Below are 15,743 nucleotides of genomic sequence, written 5' to 3' on the forward strand. Positions count from 1 at the left end.
CGGCAGGCTGAACGCATGAAGACACCTGCCCCCACCACCGATCCCGTCATGGGCCGCAGTCCAGGCCCGGCGGCAGAGGCGGGGGAACCCCAGGTGGCCGGGGATCACCAACCGGCGGCCCTGAACCTGGACAGCGCCGAGTTCGCGTACCGGCGCGGCAGCCTGCTGACCCTGCTGGGCGCGGTGCTGATCGTCAGCGTGATCACCCTGAGCGTGCAGGCGTCCTGGGAGGTCACGCTGGCCGATCAGGCGCTGCTGGCGGCGCTGGCCGTCAAGAACGCCGCGCTGTTCTGGTGGCTGTGGCGCTCGCCGCGCGCGCTGCGTACGGTGGGCCTGATCGAACTGGCCATCCAGTCGGTGACGGTCGTGCTGCGCCTGTACCTGACGCTGCACAGCCCGCCCGGTTACCACGGGCTGGGCGGGTTCGCGCCCTGGATGATCTTCTCGTACCTGGTGGCGTTCCTGGTCCTGCCGGGCCGGCAGGCGGCCACCGTGACCGGCGTGCAGTTCATGGCGATGCTGGCCGTGATTGCCGGGTACAGCCTGAACCCGCAGATCGACCCGGCCATGAAGGCCGGACTGGGCAACAGCCTGCTGCAGACGGTCCTGATGCACGCCACGTTCATCGCGTACCTGGCGTTGCAGCAGCGGCTGCTGGGGCAGTTCGTGAACGCCGTCCTGCACGCCCGGCAGGAGGCGACCCTGGCGCAACTGGACGTGCTGACCGGGCTGCCCAACCGCCGCCAGTTAAGCAGCTGGCTGGACGAGTGGCTGACCCGTACCTGCCCGGAGCCCGGCGAGCCGCTCAGCGTGATCCTGTTCGACCTGGATCACTTCAAGCGCGTGAACGACACGTACGGGCACGACGTGGGCGACGAGGTGCTGCGGCACGTGGCGAACATCCTGCGCCGCAGCGTGCGCCAGGGGGACCGGGTGGGCCGCTGGGGCGGCGAGGAATTCCTGATCCTGGTGCCGGGCGACGCGCAGGCCGCGCAGGTCGTCGCGGACCGCCTGCGGCAGAACCTGCGTCGCACCCCGCATCTGCGGGCCGGGGTGCAGACCGTCAGTTGCGGCGTCGCGCAGACCCACGCGGGCGAACGCACGAGCGACCTGCTGCGCCGCGCCGACGAGGCCATGTACGCCGCCAAGAACGCCGGGCGCGACACCGTGAGCATCGCGGTCTGACCGGGGTGACGGACTCGGGTTGAATGGACTGCTAAGCCCGTTCAACCCGAGTCCGGGTCAGCCCCCACCGGGTCGCCCGCTGCCGGGGGAACGTCCCGGGCCGCACCGTCCTGGGCCGCGTCCTGGCCGGGCGCCGCGCTCTCCGGGATGCGCCGACCGCTGCCGTCCAGCACGAACTTGTCGATGTACGGTGAGTTCATCAGGTGCAGCGCGCCCATGTACTTCAGGCGGAAGGTCACGTAACTTCCGACCTGCAGGCCCGCCTCGTTCTGCCCGACGTTCAGGACCAGCATGTCGCTGCTACCCCCGACGACCTCCAGGCGGTCGTCCACCGGACTGAGGTACTGCGGCGAGATGTCCAGGTACCCCACGTCCAGAATGGCGCGGTGGGTGGTGTCGGGGCCGCCGTCGTCGGTTCCGGCGGTCTGCCCGAACGGGTTCCTGCCCAGCACGCCGGACGGCACGGTGGGTTTCTCGGCCAGTTCGATCACCTGCGCGTGCAGTTCCAGCACGTCGTCGTGCATGCCGGCAAACGTGCCCTCGGCCACGAGGTCCTGCCCGAAGAACAGCGCCTCCCCGATCCGGAAGTGGTTGATGGCGGCGGGCAGCGCGCCCGACAGCAGCAGCGGAATGGTGACGGTCGTTCCGGCACTCACCCACTGGATCTTCACGTCGTTCTTCAGTTCGATGATGGTGCGGTACAGGCCCAGCTGAATCAGCTTGTCCTCGCTGGGCATCACGCCGTTCAGGCAGTTGAGGTTCGTGCCGATCCCGATGATGCGGATGTTCGGCAGGCGGAACACCTGCTCGTAGAAGTCCACGATCTCGTCGCGCAGCACGCCCTCGCGCAGGTCGCCCATCTCGATCATGATGATGATCAGGTGCTCGCGGCCCTGCCGGACGGCTTCCTCGCTGATGGCGCGGATGGTCGAGAGTTCCGTGTTGAAGCTGACGTCCGCCCAGCGCACCAGGTCCGGGATGACCGCCCCGGACGGCGGCTTGATGTACACCGTCTGCGCGTCCGGCGCGAGTTCCTTGATGACGCGCAGGTTACTCATGCGGGAGTCGAGCAGTTCCAGGCGGCCCAGGCGGATCACCTCGTTCAGGAACAGGCGGTTGCCGCACAGCAGCTTGGTCGTGATGCCCCAGTCGATGCCGTGCGCACCGAACAGGGTTTCCAGGTGGTCGAAGTTCGCCTGCAATTTGCGGCGGTCCAGGGTCAGGTACGCCACGTGCCCGCCCCCCTCACCGTTGCAACCGCATTTCGAGGTACTTGTTCGTGAAGCCCAGCCGTTCGTACAGCTTGCGGGCCGGGTTGTGCGGCTCGACGTGCAGCGCCACGCTGCCCTGAAGCGCCCCGGTGGCGACCTCGATCAACTGGCGGCCCACGCCCCGGCCGCGCGTGGATTCGTGCACGGCCACGTACACGAGGATGTTCTCGGGAATGAAGCCGCTCATGCCGGTGCGGTTGGTGACGACCGCGCCCAGCAGGTGGCCGTCCTCCTCGGCCAGCGTGACGCTGCCGCCCCGCTCGTGGGCGTAGCGCAGGCAGGCCTGAATGTCGCTCAGGGCGTCGCCGTACTGCCCGAGGTGCCGGTGCAGGAACGCCGCGATCCGCCCGGTTTCCGGGTCGCTCAGGGGACCTGGGGTATCTGAGCCGACCGGAGTGCCTGAGCCAACTGGGGTGTCTGAGCCAACTGGGGTACCTGGGCCAAGCGGGACGTGCCTGATGGTCAGGCGGTCCGTGGCGGGCGTGTCGGTCAGGGATTGTGAGGTGGTCATGTGGACCCTCCTTTGATGCGAGAACAACGCAGACCCGGATGGGTGAACCCAGGTGGGCCGGGGCTGTTCGGACGGGCGGACCAGTCGCGGCTGATCCGGAAAACCATGATCAGACGATAGGTGCGCGGGGGCGCCGCAGGCTGTGAAGCGCTTTGGAAAGCGTTCGTGGAAGCCCCTCGTGGAAGCCCCTCTGGGGTCCTGCATCAGGGCCCGGCGTGAGGCGGGCGCCGTGGGCAGGGCTGCGGCGCGGCAACGCTGCACCCTACCGCACCCGGCCACACCCGACCGCTGCCGCCCCCACATCCGGGCGAACCTGCGCCACGCGGCCCGGTGCACAGGTCCGGCGTGCATAAGTTTGCATACCGCCTTACGCCGCCGGGCCTCCGGGCGTGTTAGGCTCATTCTCTGGAATGCCTAAGCGTACTGATCTCCAGACCATCCTGATTCTCGGCAGCGGCCCCATTCAGATCGGGCAGGCCGCCGAGTTCGATTACTCGGGCACGCAGGCGCTCAAAGCGCTGAAGAATGAGGGGTACCGGGTGGTGCTGGTCAACAGCAACCCGGCGACCATCATGACCGACCCTGACCTGGCGGACGCCACGTACCTGGAACCGCTGACACCGGAATTCGTGCGGCGCGTGATCGAGAAGGAACGCCCGGACGCGCTGCTGCCCACCCTGGGCGGCCAGACCGCCCTGAACCTCGCCATGGACCTGAACGCCGACGGGACCCTCGCGGAGTTCGGCGTGGAACTGATCGGCGCGAACGCCGCCGCGATCCGCAAGGGCGAGGACCGCGAGGAATTCCAGGCGGCCATGAAGAAGATCGGCGTGGAGACCGCCAAGGGCCAGATGGTCCACTCGATGGAGGAAGCCGTCGAGTACCAGAAACAGATCGGGCTTCCCATCGTGATCCGCCCCAGTTTCACGCTGGGCGGCACGGGCGGCGGCATCGCGCACACGTACGAGGACTTCCTGGCGATCACGGAAGGCGGCCTGCGCGACTCCCCCGTGACCAGCGTGCTGCTGGAAGAATCGATCCTGGGCTGGAAGGAGTACGAGCTGGAGGTCATGCGCGACACGGCCGACACGGTCGTGATCATCACCTCCATCGAGAACTTCGACCCGATGGGCGTGCACACCGGCGACAGTATTACCGTGGCTCCCGCGCAGACCCTGAGTGACGTGGAGTACCAGCGTCTGCGTGACCAGTCGCTGGCGATCATCCGCGAGATCGGCGTGGACACCGGCGGCAGCAACATCCAGTTCGCCGTGAACCCCAAAGACGGCCGCGTGATCGTGATCGAGATGAACCCCCGCGTCAGCCGCAGCAGCGCACTGGCGAGCAAGGCGACGGGCTTCCCGATCGCCAAGATCGCCGCGCTGCTGGCCGTCGGGTACCACCTGGACGAACTGAAGAACGACATCACCCGCATCACGCCCGCCTCCTTCGAACCGAGCATCGACTACGTGGTCACGAAGATCCCGCGCTTCGCGTTCGAGAAGTTCCCCGGCAGCAGTGACGCGCTGGGCACGCAGATGCGCTCGGTGGGCGAGGTCATGGCCATCGGCCGCACCTTCAAGGAAAGCCTCCAGAAAGCCATGCGTTCGGTGGAGTCCGACGTGCGCGGGGCCTTTGCCGCCATGAGCGTGGACGAACTGCGCGGCCTGCTGTACGGCAACCCCCGCCGCCTGGAAGCCGTGCTGGAACTGCTGCGCCGGGGCGAGAGCACGGACGACCTGTTCGACGCCACCAAGATCGACCCGTGGTTCCTGAGCCAGCTCAAGGAGATCATCGACGCCGAGAGCGAACTGCTGGAACTCGGCCCGATCCGCGAGTGGAAGTACGAGATCTGGCGCGAGGTCAAACGCCTGGGCTTCAGTGACGCCCGCATCGGCGAGATCGTCGGCCTGAGCGAACTGGACGTCCGCGCCATCCGCAAGGAAGCCCGCGCCGTGCCCGTCTACAAGACCGTGGACACCTGCGCCGCCGAGTTCGAGGCGCACACCCCGTACCACTACAGCACCTACGAGTGGGAGGACGAGGTCACGCCCACCGACAAACCCAAGGTCGTGATCCTGGGCAGCGGCCCCAACCGCATCGGGCAGGGCGTGGAATTCGACTACGCCACCGTCCACGCCGTGTGGGCGTTGCAGGAAGCCGGGTACGAGACCATCATGGTCAACTCCAACCCCGAGACGGTCAGCACCGACTACGACACCGCCGACCGCCTGTACTTCGAGCCGCTGACGTTCGAGGACGTCATGAACATCGTCGAACACGAGAAACCCGTCGGCGTGATCGTGCAACTCGGCGGGCAGACCCCGCTGAAACTCGCCCGCCGACTGGCCGAGGCCGGAGCGCCCATCATCGGGACCAGCGTGGACGCCATCGACGAGGCCGAGGACCGCGCCTCCTTCAACGCGCTGTGCGAACGCCTCGGCCTGCCGCAACCGCTGGGCAAGGTCGCGCAGACGCCCGACCAGGCCGCCGCACTCGCCGAAGAACTCGGCTTCCCGCTCATGGCCCGCCCCTCCTACGTCCTGGGGGGCCGCGCCATGCGCACCGTCCGCTCCATGGACGAACTCACCACGTACCTGAACGAGGTGTACGCCGCCGTCGAAGGGCAACCCAGCATCCTCCTCGACCAGTTCCTGGAAGGCGCACTGGAACTCGACGTGGACACCCTCTGTGACGGCAACCGCGCGGTCGTCATGGGCATCATGGAGCACATCGAAGCCGCCGGCATCCACTCCGGCGACAGCGCCTGCATCCTCCCGCCCGTCAACCTCAGCCCCGACCTGCTGGCCCGCGTGAAAGCCGACACCGAACGCCTCGCCCTCGCCCTCGGCGTGCGCGGCCTGATGAACGTCCAGTGGGCCGTCAAGGACGACGTCGCGTACATCCTTGAAGCGAACCCGCGCGCCAGCCGCACCGTCCCGTTCGTGTCCAAGGCCGTGAACCACCCCCTCGCCAAGAGCGCCGCCCGCATCGCCGTCGGCCACACCCTCGACCAGATCGGCCTGCACGACACGCCAGTCCCCGCCATGTACTCCGTGAAGGAAGTGCACCTGCCGTTCCTGAAATTCGCGGGCGTGATCCCCACCCTCGGCCCCGAAATGAAAAGCACCGGCGAGAGCATGGGCATCGACAGCGACCCCTACCGCGCGTTCTACCGCGCGCAGATCGGCGCGAAAAGCAACGTCCCCACCACCGGCACCGCCCTGCTGCTCGGCGACGGCCTGGACGACGTGGCCGCCAGCCTGCAAGACAGCGGGCTGACCGTCATCCGCGAACAGGACGGCGACAAGTTGCCCAACCTGTTGATCGACGTGACCGGCAGCCGCCTGCTGCGCACCGCGCTGGAACGCGGCGTGCCCATCGTCAGCACCAAAGAGGCCGCCGAATGGACCGCCAAAGCCATCGCCGCCGCGAAGGATGACCCCCTGAACGTCAAGAGCCTCCAGGAATGGGTGAACGCCTGACGTAACGCCACAAAAAAGCACACGCACCGCCCCCGGCCTGAGTATGTCTCTGCCGGGGGCATTCAATTTTTGAATATTGTCAATTAGTATATTATGTAACAAATCTTGTGTGGATACCTATCTGCTTATCCCATCACGCCGTCTAGTATCTCTAGTATTTTTCTAGAATCAGCGAAATATCTAATGGTGTCATCAATCGTAATAGACGGGGAACCACCATGAGCAAATTCATTTCTTCCATCGACCAGTGATTTTAAACTCGTCTTCAATCTAGAAGCATCGGGATCATTATTAACTTCCCTCTTGAACTCCCTCGGCCAGTCTTCGCTAAATTTAGAGATTAATTTGATGATATTATCATAGGAAGGATTCATTGAACTTCCTATAACTTCCTTTCTTAGATAGTATTTTACTTCCTTCTTGGTTCTTGGCGAGCAAATATCATTTACATTATTTTTAAAAGCAACTTCTATCGATCCGCATGCTTTAATTACTGCGTATCGAGATATATACGGCGTCATAGCGCTTCCTAGTCCCATGGCGCCCAGAAAAATTTTTATTTGCCGAAGCTCAGCATCACATTCGTCTAAAATGTCTATCACTTCCTGTTTCATTAGTTATCCAAGATCTTTATAGCTAAATTAACCCTATCAGCGATTCTATCAACATGAGTGGTACGGGTTCTTATTAGATCTTGATATTCAGGATTTAAGAGCAGTTCAATTCTGGATCTTCCCAATTCTTCCGAGAGACTCTTCTGCTGCCTTAGACTATGAATAGCGATAGACATAGAATCAAAAATAGGGGCGTTGAATCTATTTGAGAATTTGGCTATACCTGCGGAGCGACCCGTGCCGCTTGATGCAGAGTGGCCGTCCGAAAGATTCCTGAATGCGTTTTCTCCCACTTTATTCAGTATAATACTCATTACTTCATAAAACTCGATTTTCATGCCTTCAATCGTTGTAGCATCCGAACTTTGCAGCTTTTGCATATATTCATTTAAATATTTCTTCAGCGATATCTGCTTGATTCTGATCTCTGCTTTATTTTCAAATATGTCCTTTATGGCAAAATATCTCAATATCAACTCCATGTCACGCATTCTGCTGTCAGCCACTTCGCTGCCGAATAGGGTACGCCAAGCACTATTTTCATTCATTTCAAATAATGCTTCGTTTAATTTTCCAAAGTATACACAGTTCCTTATTTCCTGAGGCATTAGTGTCCGCCCACTGGTATTTATCCTTTCAAAGATCTGATACATACTCGTATCATTATCTTTAGGGGCTGTTTGTATAAATATTATGCAATGGATGGTAGTATTCTTGATTTTTCTCTGTTCTATATCGGATAGCTCAAGGAAGCTCTTGCCGCGCCATCTTTTGTTGATTTTATCTGAATTAGTCAATGCGAATGTCTTTGAATCTCCAGAAAATATTCCGCGTACAAAGTCATAAACTGTCATTATGCGCTGGTAACCATCAATTATAAGCATTTTTTCGTCAGGGGTTTTAGCAAAGAAGACACTTGGTACGGGTAATCCCATTAGTATTGAATCTATGAATCGACTAGCTTCAGATTTATCCCAAACATAATGCCTTTGTAATTGAGGCTTTAATATATCCCCTTCTGCATATTGGGAAATAATCTCCCTAAAAGATAGATCTGCACCCCAACTATTTATATTGTACAGATCATCGTTTGAGTAAAAGTCATTATCTTCATCGCGCCCATAAGAAACACTCACTTCTTTTACCATATGACCTCCACATTAAAGTAGAATTTGAAAATTTCAGCAGCAACCGATTAGCTCAGAAATCATATTACCTTTAACCCAGCACGCATGACCGGCTTTAGATATTACGAATACTTCAGGCGGAAAGACTCTATTTCCAAATTTCTTAAGGAGCTTATGGTAAAAAACCATTTAGATCGGCCGCACTCTGTTTGATATGTGCATCAATATCATATTTACCCCCACGCCGTCTCGCGCATTTGACCATCCATCCAATTTGGGCAATTGCGACTCACGGCGATAACTTGTATCCGTATTACCGGCTTCTGCTGGGGCGCGGGGTGGTGACGGGGGGCGGAGTGGAGGGGGAATCCAGGGCCGCCCCTCTCCCCCATCAACGCGAAATGGCCGAGGGTCGCATTTCCAGATTGTTTAGCTTAAACTAAACCCGTGCCGCCGCTGGTCTACGTTCGCCTCCCTCACCGCCTGCGGGCCCGGCACGTCCGCATCGTGGAATGCCTGCTCGACATGAATCGAGCTGGACACCGGGACGCGGTCTGGCAATGCATCAAGCTCTGCCAGGACGTCCGGGAGCATGGACATGTCAGCCGGTACGTGGTGGCTCTGAAAGGCTATCCGGGTATCAGTGAACTGAAGCCCAGTACCCGCACGGGCGAACGCGGCGGGGCGCGCGTATACCTGTTCTGGCTGGCGGATGGTCGGCCTGTGCTGGTCAACGCGGAATTCAAGGCAGACGGGGACGGGCCGAATGAGGCCCTGATCGAGGAAGCGTACGACGCGCTGATCGCCGTGAAAACCGGGAGGTTGAAGGTATGAACGAATCCCTGAAAGCGAAGATGGCACTGGCAGCTGAACTGCTGAACGCGGACGGGTCGGTCACGCCCACCGCTGATCTGCCTGCCGGGCTGCTGGTGCCGGAGAGTGCGTCGGGTTTCGCGGCGGACGTGCAGGATGCCCTGACGGCCGAGACGGTGGCGCACGCGCTGAAGCTCGCGCGGCAACAGACGCACCTGAGCGCGGCGGAGCTGGCGCGGCGGCGCGGGGTCAGCAGGGGTCGCCTGTCGCAACTGGAGAATGGCTCGGTGAACCCCACGGTGGGTACCCTGGCAGAACACGCGGGCGCGCTGGGGTACGACGTGACCGTGACACTCACGCCCCGCCGGGCCGGGAAGACCATTCAGGTGGACTTACCGCAACCCGCGCAGGCGCAGTAGCAGATTCAGGCGGGCTGCCTGACCCTCTTTACTTCTGTGCGTGGTGGTGCTACATTTTCTGGGCTCAGGCGTTGGCTTGGGGCTGTGGCGCAGCTGGGAGCGCGTCTGAATGGCATTCAGAAGGTCAGCGGTTCGATCCCGCTCAGCTCCACCAGAAACAAAGGAACCCCCTCCACACCGGAGGGGGTTTTCCTGTTGCAGCTGCCAGGGCTTTCAGCGGTGGCCATAGCGCACTGAAACGCGCGGGCGGCACACTGCGGGCATGACTGAATGGACAGAAGGACAGGTGGAATCGGTGCGGGTCACGGACGTGCGCGCGGCGCGGGCCTTGCGGCAGGACGTGCGGCTGCTGGGGTTGTTCCTGCGGCCCACGTCGCCGTCCGAGGTGGCGGGGCGGGTGGGCATGGCAGCGAACCTCGTGCATCACCATGCGCGGCGACTGGCGGGCCTGGGCCTGCTGCGCGAGCTGGAGCGTGAGGGGGGCCGGGTGCGGTTCGTGCTGGCCGCGCGGGAGTTCCGGGTGCCGTCGGACCTGCTGCCCCCGGAGGACGAGCAGGGGAACGGAACGGCGGACCTGCGGGACCTGTCGGAAGGCTTTCTGCGGGCGTACGGGCGGTCGTGGGCGCTGGCAGGAGCGGGCGAGGAAGACGTGTACGGGTTCGGAGAGGCGGGCGGGACGGCGCCGGTCATGCCCGTGCCGGACGCCCCGGCGACCGAAGGGCACCCGGCGCACCTGGACCGCGTGACTGTGAACCTCACACCGGAACGGTACGTGCAACTGGCGCGGGAGCTGAGCGAGGTGCTGGCCCGCGCGTACGCAGAAGGGCACAGCGAGGGCGGGCAGCCCTGCACACTGGCCGTCCTGGCGTACCGCGCCGACGATGACGGCATCCGGAGCCTGTCGCGCAGCCCGAACTCGTTCCTGGGGTCGGCGCTGCCGGTGTAGGGGTTGCCTACAGGGCCTCTTCCAGTCGCCGCAGGTAGTACGCCGTGAGCAGGCGGTAATCCCGGCGGTTGGTGGCCTCGTGCAGCGCCTGGAAGTAGTCGCCCACAGCCGTTTCATCCGGAAAGTGCACGATCTGGGGACTTTCCTCCAGGCTCGGGCCGGCCGCGCCCAGTGACACCCACAGGACGTAATGATCCAGCAGGCGGCCCGTGCGGCCGTTCGTGTCGGGGAACGGGTGAATGAATTCGAACTGATGGTGGGTGCGGGCCATCAGTTCAGCGGCCTCTTCAAGCTGCCAGGAGTCCGGCAGGGTGTCGTACCACACGGCAAAGTCGTACTGAAGTTCGCGGAGTCTGGCGCGCACCTCGAACGAGCGGACGTGCACGGTGCCGCCCGGTCCGACTTCGGTCCGGCGGGTCGTTCCTGCCCAGGCGTAGATGTGTTCGAAGGCAGCCTGATGCAGGTCCAGAATGTCCGTGTCGCCCAGGTAGGGTGGCGTGTCCGGGTTCAGGGCACGCTGATGAATCCACTCGCGGCCCCGCAGTTCTCCCTGGATCAGGTGGGGTTCGATGTCCTCGTAACGGACCAGAAGTCCCAGTTGCGTGTCCTGCGGTTCGGTCTTGCGGGGGTGTCTGGGATTCATTTCTGCGGTTTATTTCCGGTGTTTATTCACCGCTTCAGACACCGCATCTCGTTTGACGGCGTAGCCCTCTACCCGCAGGCTGCCTGTGATGCTGTCCGTCAGGCGTTCCCGGCCAGACGCGCGGGTCAGTGACGCGGACGTGACGGACGGCTTGATGGTCGTCGCCATTTTTTTTCTGGTCACGGTCATGGATATAGAGTAGCGCCCCCACCTTTCGGAGGGAGCGCCTGGGATTACAGGTGACGCGGGCGGGGTTCAGGCGTGGACGAGGGCGCCTTCCCAGCCGAAGACGGCGCGGTCGTCCACGGCGAGGGTTTCGTTGCCAGCCTTGATGGTGGTGGCGAGGCTCTTGATTTCGGGGAACAGCTTGGCGAAGTAGAACTTGGCGGTCTGGACCTTGGCGGTGTAGAAGCCGTCCTTGTCGTTCCCAGCTTCGATCTGCTCGTGGGCGATCTTGGCCATGCGGGCCCACAGGTAGCCGTACACGACGTGCCCGAAGAAGCGCAGGTAGTCGACGGCGGCGGCGTTCACTTCGTCGGCTCCGCCTTCGCCCATGGCTTTCTGGCCGATGACCATGGTCAGGCTGCCGAGCTGCTGGGCGGCCTTGCCGAGCTGCGTGGCGTAGTCGCCGATGTGCTCGTCGCTTTCGTTTTCCTCGACGAATTCCTGGAGGGTGCCGGCGAGTTTCTGGAGTTTCTTGCCGCCGTCCATCAGGACCTTACGGCCCAGCAGGTCGAGGGCCTGGATGCCGTTGGTACCTTCGTAGATCTGGCCGATGCGGGCGTCACGGACGAACTGCTCCATGCCCCATTCCTGGATGAAGCCGTGGCCGCCGTACACCTGCTGGCTCTGCACGGCGATGTTGAAGCCGTTGTCGGTCATGAAGGCCTTGGCGATGGGGGTCAGCAGGGCGACGAGGTCGGCGGCTTCCTTGCGTTTGGCTTCGTCGGGGTGGTGGTGTTCCTGATCGATGCTCAGGGCGAGCCACATGGCCATGGCGCGGCCCGCTTCGGTGTAGGCCTTGCCGGTCAGGAGCATGCGGCGCACGTCGGGGTGCACGATGATCGGGTCGGCCTGCTCGCCGGGGTTCACGCGGGGTTCGTGGCGCATCTGGGTGCGGTCCTTGGCGTAGGCCAGGGCGTTCTGGTACGCGACTTCACCGAGGCCCAGGCCCTGGAGGCCGGTGCCGAGGCGGGCGGCGTTCATCATGATGAACATGTGGCTCATGCCCTTGTTGACCTCGCCGACCAGCCAGCCCTGCGCCTGATCGAAGTTCAGGACGGCGGTGGCGTTGCCGTGGATGCCCATCTTGTGCTCCAGGCTGCCGCAGACGACGCCGTTGCGTTCGCCGACCTTGCCGTCAGCGGTGGGGATGAACTTGGGAACCAGGAACAGGCTGATGCCCTTGGTGCCTTCGGGGCTGCCTTCCAGGCGGGCCAGGACGAGGTGGACGATGTTGTCGGCCATGTCGTGCTCGCCGGCGCTGATGAAGATCTTGGTGCCGCTGATGGCGTAGCTGCCGTCGCCGTTGTCGGTGGCCTTGGTGCGGATCATGCCGAGGTCGGTACCGGCGTGGGGTTCGGTGAGGCACATGGTGCCGGTCCATTCGCCGCTGACGATCTTGGGCAGGTACAGGTCTTTCAGGGTGTCGCTGCCGACGGCGTGCAGGGCGCTGTACGCGCCGTGGCTCAGGCCGGGGTACATGCTCCAGGCGACGTTGGCGCTGTTGAGCATCTCGACGAGCACGTTGCTGATCAGGTGGGGCATGCCCTGGCCGCCGTAGGTGGGGTCGGCGTCGAGGGCGGTCCAGCCGGCGGCGCGGTACTTGTCGTACGCGGCCTTGAAGCCGGTGGGGGTGGTCACGTCGCCGTTGTCGTGGCGGACGCAGCCTTCCTTGTCGCCGACGGCGTTCAGGGGCACCAGTTCGCTTTCCACGAAGCGGGCGGCCTCGTCGAGCACCTGGCTCATCAGGTCGGCGTCGGCGGTTTCGTTCTGGGTGTAGTAGGGGATCTTGGCGAGTTCTGCGGGGGCGTCCAGCAGTTCGTTCATCAGGAACTTGATGTCGCGCAGGGGGGCTTTGTAGGTAGGCATGTGTAGGTCCTCCTTGTGGGGTTTCGCCCGGAGGGACGCCACCCGTCACTGTTAGTTGAACCGAGTATAAATCTTCTCGGGGCGAATGTCACCCCTGTCTGCCCAGTCGGCCGGCCCGGAGCGTCCGTGCTGACTGGCCACCCATCAATCCTGCCCTCAGTCCACCCACAGTCCACCCGTCAGCCCGGCGTCTGTACACGCACCCCGGTAACTGACCCGTAACACACTGGGGGGCGTGCCCTGACCCCGCGCCCCGCAGCGGGTAAATGCACATTTTTTCGGGTATTGTGTGAAGAATCATGAACTACCCAAGTCTGGTCTGGCACCTCAAGCGAACGGAGCTCTTCGCCGACCTTGAGCTTGCCGAACTGGAGCGAGTGGCCGCCACCACCCCCTACCGGTCCTACCAGCCCGGCGAGGTCATCTACCGCATGGACGACCCCGCCGACGCGCTGTACTTCGTTCGCAGCGGCCTCGTCAAGATCAGCAAACTCTTCCCGAACGGCAAGGAAGCCATCCTGGGCGTCATCGGGCAGCACGACACCTTCGGGGAACTGCTGCTGCAACCCGAGGAACGCCGCCCCACCCAGGCCGAGGCGCTGGAACGCACCACCCTGATCGTCCTGCCACGCAGCGAACTGCAGAAACTGCTGAACAGCAAACCCGACCTCGCCATGAAACTGATCCGCCTGATGGCCGCCCGCCTGTTCGAGGCGCAGGCCTGGACCGCCACCGTCAGCGCCTACAGCGCCCCCGAACGCGTGGCGAGCCTGCTGTACCGCCTGGCGCGCGAGTTCGGGCGGCCGCACGCGCAGGGCGTGGAACTGAACCTGAAACTGAACCAGGAAGACATTGCCCGCATGGTCGGCGCGACCCGCGAGACGGTCAGCCACAGCCTGGGCAAACTGAAACAGGACGGCGCGATCGTCCGCGCCCGCACGCCCATCGTCGTGCGCATGGACGCCCTGAAACGCTACATCGAACAGGGCAACTGACGCCCGGTCCTGAACGCCCGCCGCACCTGCGCCGCCTTCCGGGGCGGCGTTCTTCTATGCTGACTTCTATACTGAACCATGACCCGACCGCCACGGCCCGTCATCCGGGCAGCCACGCCCACCGACGCCCCCGGTATCGCTGCCGTTCACGTGCAGAGCTGGCGCGAGACGTACGCGGGCCTGATGCCCGCCGACTTTCTGGACCGCATGACGGACGCCGAGGCACAGGCGCGGCGCGAGGCGTTCTGGGCGCAGAACATCAAGGCCGGGCAGGACGTGGTGCACGTGGCCGAGGCGGACGGAACCGTGATCGCCTTCGCGTCGGCGGGAGAAGCGCGCGACCATCCGGGTTTCGACTCGGAACTGTTCACGCTGTACGCCCTGCGGGCCGCGCAGGGACACGGCACCGGCCGGGCACTCCTGCACGCCGTCGCGGCGGCCCTGCGTGAACGCGGCGCCCGCAGCATGGCCCTGTGGGTGCTGGACGTGAACCCCACCCGCGACTGGTACACCCGGCAGGGCGGCGCGGAATGCGGCGAGAAGCGTGACGGCGACCTGCGCGAACTCCGCATGGGCTGGTCAGACCTGGGCCGCCTGCGCTGACCCGGCGCGTGCCACGCTGACCGCATGGCCACCCCCCTCAAGGACACCGTCACGCCCGCCGACACCCTCGACCGCCTGGACATCCGCCTGGGCCGCGTCCTGAGTGCCGAACCCGCCCCCGGCACCCCCAAGCCCGCGTACCGCCTGAGCGTGGATTTCGGCCGGTACGGCGTGCGCACCAGCGTGGGCCGTTTCACCGGGCACACCCCCGAGGAACTGATCGGCATGCAGGTCCTCGGTGTCCTGAACTTCGAGGCGCGCCCTGTCGGGGATACCGTCTCGGATGTCCTGATTCTGGGCGTGCAGTTCACGGGCGCCCCCAGCGGCGACGCCACTCCCCTCACCCCCGCCCGCGAGGCGAAACTGGGCAGCAAGGTGTTCTGATACGGACTCCGATTGAATGGCTTATAAAGCCATTCAATCCGAGCGGATGCGAGTAGGAGAGAAACGAGTTCCGGACGTGGAGTTAACAGATCGGTGGTGTTCCGATCTGTTAACGAAACAAACGGAATCCGTATGAGGTGGGGTGCGGGGAGTGGGTGAGCGTCCAGCGCTGTTCCCACTCCCTGCTTATCGGCGGAGTTTGCGGGCGGCTTCCTCGGGCGTGATCTCGCCGCGTTCGAGGCTGCTCAGGACCTCGGCGTGCGGGTCGGCCAGTTCCGGTTCGTACCCGATGGCGCGCAGCAGCGTGTCGAAACGGGCGCGGACGGTGGGGTAACTGACGCCCAGCACCCGCTCGACCTCCTTGAGGTTGCCGCGCACGCGGATGTACAGGCGCAGGAATTCCAGGTTGTCGGGCGTCAGGACCGCGAACTCGTTCAGTTCGAAGGTGCCGCGCACCGTCACGCCACTCGTCGGGAACCGCAGTTCCGTGACCAGGGGCGCTTCGGTTTCATCGGGGAACGGCAGGGGCAGGGGGCGCATACATCCTCACTGTAAGGGGCGGGTCACTCCCGCCGTCTCATACGGGTTCCGTTTGTTTCGTTAACAACCCGGGACAACACCGGGTTGCCAACTCCACGTCCGGAACCCGCGCGGCT

Annotated in this window: 16 protein-coding genes and 1 tRNA gene; 9 read left to right on the top strand and 8 right to left on the bottom strand. The window is 63.3% G+C overall.

From position 1 onward, the window contains the following. The first annotated feature begins 15 nt into the window (after positions 1 to 15). Positions 16 to 1,185 (top strand): GGDEF domain-containing protein, encoded by a 1,170-nt coding sequence (locus IEY70_RS14195; RefSeq protein WP_189065688.1) that lies wholly within the window; start codon positions 16 to 18, stop codon positions 1,183 to 1,185. A 41-nt stretch (positions 1,186 to 1,226) separates the two neighbouring features. Here the strand turns inward: IEY70_RS14195 and IEY70_RS14200 are convergent, their stop codons facing one another. Then, positions 1,227 to 2,417 (bottom strand): alanine racemase, encoded by a 1,191-nt coding sequence (locus tag IEY70_RS14200; protein WP_189065689.1) that lies wholly within the window; start codon positions 2,415 to 2,417, stop codon positions 1,227 to 1,229. 13 nt (positions 2,418 to 2,430) lie between these two features. Further along, positions 2,431 to 2,967, bottom strand: a complete 537-nt coding sequence (locus IEY70_RS14205) for a GNAT family N-acetyltransferase (RefSeq protein ID WP_189065690.1) — start codon at positions 2,965 to 2,967, stop codon at positions 2,431 to 2,433. Between the two features lie 410 nt (positions 2,968 to 3,377). Here IEY70_RS14205 and carB point away from each other — a divergent pair, with 410 nt between their 5' ends. Beyond that, complete coding sequence (gene carB / locus IEY70_RS14210) at positions 3,378 to 6,452, top strand: carbamoyl-phosphate synthase large subunit (protein ID WP_189065691.1); 3,075 nt, start codon at positions 3,378 to 3,380, stop codon at positions 6,450 to 6,452. A 125-nt stretch (positions 6,453 to 6,577) separates the two neighbouring features. On the opposite strand, the gene IEY70_RS14215 is transcribed toward carB, so the two are convergent. Beyond that, positions 6,578 to 7,066 carry a HEPN domain-containing protein gene (locus tag IEY70_RS14215; RefSeq protein WP_189065692.1) on the bottom strand — a complete coding sequence of 163 codons (489 nt, stop codon included), beginning with the start codon at positions 7,064 to 7,066 and terminating at the stop codon, positions 6,578 to 6,580. Further along, a complete protein-coding gene (locus IEY70_RS14220) occupies positions 7,066 to 8,214 on the bottom strand; it encodes a DUF262 domain-containing protein (protein WP_189065693.1) in 1,149 nt (382 codons plus the stop codon). The genes IEY70_RS14215 and IEY70_RS14220 overlap by 1 nt, the downstream gene beginning before the upstream one ends. A 426-nt stretch (positions 8,215 to 8,640) precedes the next feature. Between IEY70_RS14220 and IEY70_RS14225 the strand changes: the two genes are divergently transcribed. The 4 genes from IEY70_RS14225 to IEY70_RS14240 all read left to right on the top strand — a co-directional run bounded on the left by IEY70_RS14225 (position 8,641) and on the right by IEY70_RS14240 (position 10,371). Then, the gene (locus tag IEY70_RS14225) at positions 8,641 to 9,027 is read left to right on the top strand and encodes a hypothetical protein (protein ID WP_189065694.1); all 387 of its coding nucleotides are present in this window, start codon (positions 8,641 to 8,643) and stop codon (positions 9,025 to 9,027) included. Further along, entirely contained in the window at positions 9,024 to 9,425 is a 402-nt protein-coding gene (locus IEY70_RS14230) for a helix-turn-helix domain-containing protein (protein WP_221589079.1), read from the top strand. Before IEY70_RS14225 ends, IEY70_RS14230 begins: the two co-directional genes overlap by 4 nt. Before the next feature lie 78 nt (positions 9,426 to 9,503). Beyond that, positions 9,504 to 9,579: transfer RNA gene (locus tag IEY70_RS14235), tRNA-Ala, on the top strand. Between the two features lie 108 nt (positions 9,580 to 9,687). Then, positions 9,688 to 10,371, top strand: coding sequence for a winged helix-turn-helix domain-containing protein (locus tag IEY70_RS14240; RefSeq protein ID WP_189065695.1), 684 nt, complete (start codon positions 9,688 to 9,690; stop codon positions 10,369 to 10,371). Positions 10,372 to 10,378: 7 nt separating this feature from the next. Here IEY70_RS14240 and IEY70_RS14245 read toward each other — a convergent pair whose 3' ends face one another. From IEY70_RS14245 to IEY70_RS14255, 3 genes are all read right to left on the bottom strand, one after another. Then, entirely contained in the window at positions 10,379 to 11,014 is a 636-nt protein-coding gene (locus tag IEY70_RS14245) for a Fic family protein (protein ID WP_189065696.1), read from the bottom strand. Positions 11,015 to 11,023: 9 nt separating this feature from the next. Next, positions 11,024 to 11,203, bottom strand: a complete 180-nt coding sequence (locus IEY70_RS14250; RefSeq protein ID WP_189065697.1) for a hypothetical protein — start codon at positions 11,201 to 11,203, stop codon at positions 11,024 to 11,026. A gap of 66 nt (positions 11,204 to 11,269) precedes the next feature. Beyond that, on the bottom strand, positions 11,270 to 13,105 hold the full coding sequence (locus tag IEY70_RS14255) for an acyl-CoA dehydrogenase C-terminal domain-containing protein (protein ID WP_189065698.1): 1,836 nt from the start codon (positions 13,103 to 13,105) through the stop codon (positions 11,270 to 11,272). A gap of 299 nt (positions 13,106 to 13,404) precedes the next feature. On the opposite strand from IEY70_RS14255, the gene IEY70_RS14260 reads away from it, so the two are divergent. From IEY70_RS14260 to IEY70_RS14270, 3 genes are all read left to right on the top strand, one after another. After that, positions 13,405 to 14,100, top strand: coding sequence for a Crp/Fnr family transcriptional regulator (locus tag IEY70_RS14260; RefSeq protein WP_189065699.1), 696 nt, complete (start codon positions 13,405 to 13,407; stop codon positions 14,098 to 14,100). A 78-nt stretch (positions 14,101 to 14,178) separates the two neighbouring features. Continuing rightward, positions 14,179 to 14,703: a GNAT family N-acetyltransferase gene (locus IEY70_RS14265; protein ID WP_189065700.1), complete on the top strand. Its 525-nt coding sequence runs from the start codon at positions 14,179 to 14,181 to the stop codon at positions 14,701 to 14,703. A 24-nt stretch (positions 14,704 to 14,727) separates the two neighbouring features. Further along, complete coding sequence (locus IEY70_RS14270) at positions 14,728 to 15,087, top strand: tRNA-binding protein (RefSeq protein WP_189065701.1); 360 nt, start codon at positions 14,728 to 14,730, stop codon at positions 15,085 to 15,087. A gap of 186 nt (positions 15,088 to 15,273) precedes the next feature. On the opposite strand, the gene IEY70_RS14275 is transcribed toward IEY70_RS14270, so the two are convergent. Next, a complete protein-coding gene (locus IEY70_RS14275) occupies positions 15,274 to 15,627 on the bottom strand; it encodes a DUF2089 domain-containing protein (protein ID WP_078301387.1) in 354 nt (117 codons plus the stop codon). Positions 15,628 to 15,743: the final 116 nt, after the last annotated feature.

It is taken from the genome of Deinococcus seoulensis, from assembly GCF_014648115.1.
GTDB lineage: Bacteria > Deinococcota > Deinococci > Deinococcales > Deinococcaceae > Deinococcus > Deinococcus seoulensis.

Bases quoted from the DNA above. Each gene is read 5' to 3' on its own strand.
- IEY70_RS14195 (WP_189065688.1), top strand. From the start codon at position 16: ATGAAGACACCTGCCCCCACCACCGATCCCGTCATGGGCCGCAGTCCA.
- IEY70_RS14205 (WP_189065690.1), bottom strand. From the start codon at position 2,967: ATGACCACCTCACAATCCCTGACCGACACGCCCGCCACGGACCGCCTG.
- carB (WP_189065691.1), top strand. From the start codon at position 3,378: ATGCCTAAGCGTACTGATCTCCAGACCATCCTGATTCTCGGCAGCGGC.
- IEY70_RS14215 (WP_189065692.1), bottom strand. From the start codon at position 7,066: ATGAAACAGGAAGTGATAGACATTTTAGACGAATGTGATGCTGAGCTT.
- IEY70_RS14220 (WP_189065693.1), bottom strand. From the start codon at position 8,214: ATGGTAAAAGAAGTGAGTGTTTCTTATGGGCGCGATGAAGATAATGAC.
- IEY70_RS14230 (WP_221589079.1), top strand. From the start codon at position 9,024: ATGAACGAATCCCTGAAAGCGAAGATGGCACTGGCAGCTGAACTGCTG.
- IEY70_RS14240 (WP_189065695.1), top strand. From the start codon at position 9,688: ATGACTGAATGGACAGAAGGACAGGTGGAATCGGTGCGGGTCACGGAC.
- IEY70_RS14245 (WP_189065696.1), bottom strand. From the start codon at position 11,014: ATGAATCCCAGACACCCCCGCAAGACCGAACCGCAGGACACGCAACTG.
- IEY70_RS14250 (WP_189065697.1), bottom strand. From the start codon at position 11,203: ATGACCGTGACCAGAAAAAAAATGGCGACGACCATCAAGCCGTCCGTC.
- IEY70_RS14255 (WP_189065698.1), bottom strand. From the start codon at position 13,105: ATGCCTACCTACAAAGCCCCCCTGCGCGACATCAAGTTCCTGATGAAC.
- IEY70_RS14260 (WP_189065699.1), top strand. From the start codon at position 13,405: ATGAACTACCCAAGTCTGGTCTGGCACCTCAAGCGAACGGAGCTCTTC.
- IEY70_RS14265 (WP_189065700.1), top strand. From the start codon at position 14,179: ATGACCCGACCGCCACGGCCCGTCATCCGGGCAGCCACGCCCACCGAC.
- IEY70_RS14270 (WP_189065701.1), top strand. From the start codon at position 14,728: ATGGCCACCCCCCTCAAGGACACCGTCACGCCCGCCGACACCCTCGAC.
- IEY70_RS14275 (WP_078301387.1), bottom strand. From the start codon at position 15,627: ATGCGCCCCCTGCCCCTGCCGTTCCCCGATGAAACCGAAGCGCCCCTG.